This is a genomic window from Paenibacillus sp. JCM 10914 (genome assembly GCF_001315105.1).
GTDB lineage: Bacteria > Bacillota > Bacilli > Paenibacillales > Paenibacillaceae > Paenibacillus_AQ.
In genome coordinates, this window is the sequence record NZ_BAZR01000006.1 from 241,760 (window position 1) to 247,759 (window position 6,000).

Annotated in this window: 5 protein-coding genes; 3 read left to right on the top strand and 2 right to left on the bottom strand. The window is 50.0% G+C overall.

Going from position 1 to position 6,000, the window contains the following annotated elements; translation table 11 throughout:
• Window positions 1-330 precede the first annotated feature (330 nt).
• The 3 genes from JCM10914_RS10785 (at window position 331) to JCM10914_RS10795 (ending at window position 3,886) form a co-directional block, all read left to right on the top strand.
• Window positions 331-1,947, top strand: coding sequence for an extracellular solute-binding protein (locus JCM10914_RS10785; RefSeq protein ID WP_023960604.1), 1,617 nt, complete (start codon window positions 331-333; stop codon window positions 1,945-1,947).
• 79 nt (window positions 1,948-2,026) lie between these two features.
• Window positions 2,027-2,983 (top strand): sugar ABC transporter permease, encoded by a 957-nt coding sequence (locus JCM10914_RS10790; RefSeq protein WP_023960606.1) that lies wholly within the window; start codon window positions 2,027-2,029, stop codon window positions 2,981-2,983.
• A 12-nt stretch (window positions 2,984-2,995) separates the two neighbouring features.
• Entirely contained in the window at window positions 2,996-3,886 is an 891-nt protein-coding gene (locus tag JCM10914_RS10795) for a carbohydrate ABC transporter permease (protein WP_023960608.1), read from the top strand.
• Between the two features lie 608 nt (window positions 3,887-4,494).
• On the opposite strand, the gene JCM10914_RS10800 is transcribed toward JCM10914_RS10795, so the two are convergent.
• Both JCM10914_RS10800 and uxuA read right to left on the bottom strand, forming a co-directional pair.
• On the bottom strand, window positions 4,495-5,349 hold the full coding sequence (locus JCM10914_RS10800; protein ID WP_036717735.1) for an SDR family oxidoreductase: 855 nt from the start codon (window positions 5,347-5,349) through the stop codon (window positions 4,495-4,497).
• Window positions 5,350-5,378: 29 nt separating this feature from the next.
• A partial coding sequence (uxuA, locus tag JCM10914_RS10805) for a mannonate dehydratase (protein WP_036717738.1) occupies window positions 5,379-6,000 on the bottom strand: 622 nt, incomplete at its 5' end.

Genomic DNA, 6,000 nt, shown 5'->3' on the forward strand with positions numbered 1-6,000 from the left:
GCTAAGGCTCGTTTTTTACTGATGCGGACAGACTTGTTGTTAGTTAATCTCACATAGATAAAAGTGTGGTAGCGCTATCAACTGACATATAAATTAGGGGAACAGATAGAGAACGATAAGAAAACGCTACCATTCAAAAAGAAATGTATTGACGAGTTAAAAAGCACTTAATTATAATACAGGTATGATACCAATATCGTTAATTGTGTTAATTTAAATGACATATGGCAATGGGAGGAGGACTACCTAGCTATACCATGAGATCGACTGTATATAGAATGGCTAACAAGTGTGGTTATTTGAAAAATCTCTGGGGAGGTCTTATCCACCGTGAAACCAAAAATGCGTATTTCAATGGTCGTGCTTCTCGCGTTTGCCCTAATCCTGAGCGCCTGTGCCAACGGCAGCAATACAACAACACCTGAGAATAACAGTAAGGGTCAGCCCGAAACGAAAAATATATCGTCTGAGGGTTCAGAATTAGCGCCTGTGAAGCTTCGCTGGTTCGTCCAATCTACAGCGAATGCAGTACTTCCCAAGGGCGATGCCGATTTTGTGAAAAAGGCAATTGAAGAGAAATTCAATGTGGAGTTGAACCTCGAGTATATGCCGATCGGCGGTGACTACGACAACAAGCTGAACCTGATGCTGTCTTCTGGCGATCTTCCGGACTTCTTCACATCGACCGGGCTCGCAGCCCAGAAATACGTCACGGACGGTATCGCCGCGGATATGACGGAATATGTGACGCAAGAGAAGATGCCGAACTATTTTCAATGGATCAGCCCGATTGAATTAGAGCGCTATGCCGTTAGCGGGAAGTTCGCCCGTGCGCCGGTCGTGTTCTCCAAGAAGCTGTACCGCGCTTATTATGTGCGGCAGGACTGGTTAGATAAGCTGAACCTGAAAGTGCCGACAAACCAGGATGAGATGCTCGAAGTGATGCGCGCTTTTACGAATAATGATCCAGACGGTAATGGAGTTAAAGATACGTACGGCATGTCCGCTGTGGGCGGCGGAAGCGGGTTGTCTTTCGATTTCCCGCAGTGGATCGAGAATGGGTTATACAGCGCATTGATTGTTCGTGACAATGAGTTCGTGGACGCTCAGAGTGATCCAGCCATTCAGAACGTCTTGCAAGGTGTGAAGGATATGATGAACGAGGGCATTATCGATCCCGATTGGTTCCTGATGAAAGGGACGGAGCATCATGACAAAGCGATCGGCGGCAAGGTAGGCATCGTTGCGGGTGACGGGATGACATTTGCATTCGACAGCGACCCGGCGAGTTTGCAGAATCGGACAAAGGCCATCAATCCAAACGCCGAGTGGACGCCGTTCCACCCTTACGCAAAGGATGGAGTCTGGACGGAGCCGCTCCCGAGCACTGCGTTCATGTTTTCCGTCGATACGGCCAAGAAGAATCCGGAGAAGGTCGAACGCATGGTGCAGATCATCGATTGGATGACAAGCGAGGAAGGCTTCCTCTTGATTAACTACGGTCAGGAAGGCAAGCATTATTCCAAGTCAGGCAGCACGATAACGCTGACACAAGAGAACATAAACAATTACGAGAATGACATCATCAATCAAGGGAATTTCCTTGGCGTATATAAACAGTTCATGTATTCTAACAACCCGGATCCGACCGTGATCGGATTGGAACTGGTTGATGAGCGTCTGACAGATCGGGATAAAGGGATTTTGGAAGAAATCCTGACGTATAGGCTGCAGCCGTCCATCGGCACGAACGTTGCCGCTCCGGAAGGCTTCAATCTGGCTGATTTCCGTAAGGTTATGAAGGAATACCATGTGAAGATCTTGTTCGACGAGCCGGATGCTTCCAACTGGCCGAAGTATCGAGAAGACCTGATGACCAATTATGGCGGCCAGAAGATGCTGGATGCTTATACCGAGCAAGTGAAGGCAGTTGGCATCATCAAGTAACGCATTCACCTTCCGTATACGCCGGGGCTTCGCATGAAGCCTCAGCCGTGTACGGTTTGCACTCGAAAGGGGAGTAGGGATGAAGAATAATCCAGCCATAGGTGAATCCTTAGCCCGCCCGGTTCCGTTCAGAATCCGGTTTGGAAAGGCGTTGGTCCGCTACAAATGGTTCTATCTGATCATGCTGCCGGGCTTGCTTTACTATTTGATTTATCACTATACTCCCATGTTCGGATTAATTCTGGCTTTCAAGGATTACAATTTGCGGGAAGGCATATTTGGAAGCGAATGGGTAGGCTTTAAACATTTTGAGATTATTTTCAATTCGCCTGGCTTTTATGATCTTATTCGCAACACCGTCGTGATCAGCTTCTACCGGATTATTTTCGGCATGCTGCCGGACGTCGTACTCGCCCTGATGCTTAACGAGGTTCGGAAGCTGTGGTTTAAGAAGTTCATTCAAACCGTTACATACGGTCCTTATTTTCTCTCCTGGGTCATTGTATATGGACTCGTGTTTGCCTTTCTTGCGGAGAATTCGGGTATCGTCAACTACTTTATCCGCGAATGGGGCGGTACGCCCGTCAATTTCCTGGCCAGCAATGAATATTTCCGTCCGATCATTGTGTTTACGGATATTTGGAAGACTACGGGCTTTGGGGCGATTATCTATCTAGCAGCTATGGCATCCATTAATAGCGAGCTGTATGAAGCGTCCGTCGTGGATGGCGCGAGCCGCTGGCGCCAATTGTGGCATATCACCCTGCCGGGGATACGCGATGTCTTTATTCTGCTGCTCATCCTGCGCATCGGAAATATCATGGACGCCGGTTTTGAGCAGATTTTTATCTTCCTGAATGCCCGCGTCTTTGAGGTCGGCGATATTATCGATACCTGGGTATTTCGGCGGGGGCTGGAGGAGCTGGAATTCAGCATTGCGGCAGCAACGAATCTGTTCAAGTCCGTCATTGGGCTCGTGCTTGTGATCGGCGCTAATCGATTGGCCAAAAAATTCGGCGGATCGGGAATCTGGTAGGAGGTTTCGCTTATGTCCCACAACTTGTATAAGTCAAAGATGGACCGGGTGATCGACGGTGTCATCTATACTCTGCTGACTTTGTTCGGGCTATTAACGATGTTCCCGTTATATTACGTGTTTATCGTGTCGATCACACCATATTCGGAAGTGTTGGCCAATGGTGGATTCGTGCTGCTACCTTCAAAGTTTACGTTCGATGCTTTCAGTGCGATTTTCTCTAGTGAAACGGTACCGCGGGCCTTGCAGATCAGTATATTCGTTACCGTAGTCGGCACGTTTCTTAATCTGTTGGTGACCACGCTGCTCGCTTACTCCTTGTCCAAAAAACACATCCCCGGGCGCAACCAGGTGCTGATGGCCATCGTGTTCACGATGCTGTTCTCTGGCGGAATGATCCCGCTGTACCTGATCGTGAAGGAAACCGGACTGATGAATACGGTATGGGCTTTAATTATTCCGGGGCTGGTATCCTCGTTCAATTTATTGATTATGAAGACGTATTTCGAGAACTTGCCGGCTGAAATCGAAGAGGCTGCGAAGGTGGATGGCTGCGGGGATATCATGACGATCTGGAGAATTGTCCTTCCATTGTCTGCTCCGATCATGGCTACGATCGGCCTGTTCTATGGCGTGAATCACTGGAATTCTTATTTTCCGGGCGTGATGTATTTGCGCGATAGCTCGCTTTATCCGCTCCAGGTGGTGCTGCGCAATATGATTCAGACCCCGAATGTGAGCCAGGAACTATCCATTACCAATCCGGCGCTGCTCGCAACCCTTCCGCCGGAGACGGTTAAGATGGCAACGGTGGTGGTCGCCACGCTGCCGATGCTGATAATCTATCCGTTCTTGCAGCGTTATTTCGTAAAAGGAATGCTGCTTGGCGCAGTCAAAGGTTAGTCCGTAGCGAGCATATTAAGCAAGGGGTGCGTTTATTCGCGGTCAAGGGTGTCAAAATCTTGGGACGATCGGCTGAATTATCTATTCACGACACAACCACTGGCAATGAAAAACCTCGACCTATTTCTGGAAGACGCATCCGAACGTGAACATTCTCTTGCTGAACAATCAGTTGCATGAAGTACTGCTGCTCCAGAGTCTGTTCAATGTGAATATCATCATGTCCGGTTCGATACGAGCGTTGTCTGCGTGCCAGGGCAATGGCGGTTGCTTAAACGCAAAAGGATGCATATGTGCATGTATTTTCGTGTGAATCTATCTCTTTGGAGGAAAAAGATGCGTATCTGCATGCTTTTATCCCGGTTCCTTCTTGTTCGCTCTGATGTGATATAAAAAGCCTGCACTTTTGCAGGCTTTGTTTGCATATTGTCGCTTGTACCCATTAAAGCCTGCATATTTGCAGGCTTTTCTTGCTTCAAGCACAATAAGCCAAAGATGCCCTGAATCGCACCGTGCGACAAAAAGCAGTGCGCACGGTGTACAGGGCATCTCGCGAGATTTAAGATAATGGGATAAGCTTTCTTTGGATATTTCTTGTCTTGATTCGGCTATACCCCGGAATAAGCCATGAAGCCGCCATCCACGGGAATCATGGTACCTGTGACGAACCCGGACGTCTGGCTGTCCACGAGCCAGAGCAGGGTGCCAAGCAAATCCTCAGGCACGCCGAACCGTCTCATGGGCGTATGGGAGATGATCTTATGAGAACGTTCAGTAAGGGAACCGTCGCTGTTCGTCAGCAAGTTGCGATTCTGTTCGGTCAGGAAGAACCCGGGAGCAATCGCATTGACGCGGATGCCGGATTCCGCGAGATGAACGGACAACCATTGCGTGAAATTGTTAATGGCCGCCTTAGCGGCACTGTACGCCGGTACCTTGGTCATCGGACTTGGTGCGCTCATGGACGAAACATTGAGTACAACCGCACCAGGGCGCTCCATCATGCCTTCTGCGAAGATCTGAGTCGGAATCAGAGTCCCGATAAAGTTAAGGTCGAACACGCTGCGGAAACCGGGGACACTAAGCCCGAAGAAGGTTGTAATATCCTCTTGGCCGGCATCCTCTGCACGATAGATCTCGTTGGTTGTATTGGCGTCCTTACGATTGCCGCCAGCGCCATTGATTAGAATATCGCACCGGCCGAAGGCCGCTCGAACGGAGGATTCAGCCTGACGTACACTCTCAACATCGGTGACATCGCAGGAAACGGCGATGGCCGTACCACCGGCAGCGACAATCTCATCGGCCACCTGCTGTCCTTTCTGGACCGTACGGTTTAAGACAGCGACCTTAGCGCCCTGGCGCCCAAGCTCAAGCGCCATCGCGCGGCATAATACACCGGACCCGCCGGTAATGACGACGGTCTTGCCGTTTAGCGCCGGGTGCAGTGGAAGGGGTGCCAGCGCTATATCCGTTGGTTGACTTAAATCGTTCATTGAACAGCCTCCTTCAGCTGCGAGGGGGCAGCAGCGCTTCGCTTGTATGCATCCCATAGTCCCCATAGATACATTATTCCTAAAGCACGATCATAGAGGCCGTATCCCGGCCGACATTCTTCGCCCCAGATGTGACGACCGTGATCGGGTCGGGTATAACCGGTGTATCCGTTCTCGTGATAGGCCTGGACAACGCCCTCGATATCGACCGTACCGTCTTGCGTGCGATGGGAAGTCTCGATAAAGTCCCCATTCTCGAACACCTTTACGTTGCGAATATGCGTGAACGGAATCCGATCATGGAATTCATGGATCATAGCCACGATATCATTGCTCGGATTAGCTCCGAGCGAGCCGCTGCACAGCGTGACACTGTTAGCCGGGCTATCGTACAAGCTTAAGAACCGGCGAATGTTATCCTGACTCGTAATTACGCGCGGCAAGCCGAAGATCGGCCAAGGCGGATCATCCGGATGAATCGCCATCCGAATGCCGTTCTTCTCGGCGGCAGGAATGACTTTGCTCAGGAAATATTCGAGATTGTCCCACAGATCCTCCTCGGATACGTTGCGGTATGCGTCGAACAAGGAGGTCAGATGACGCCAGACGCTGCTCGGG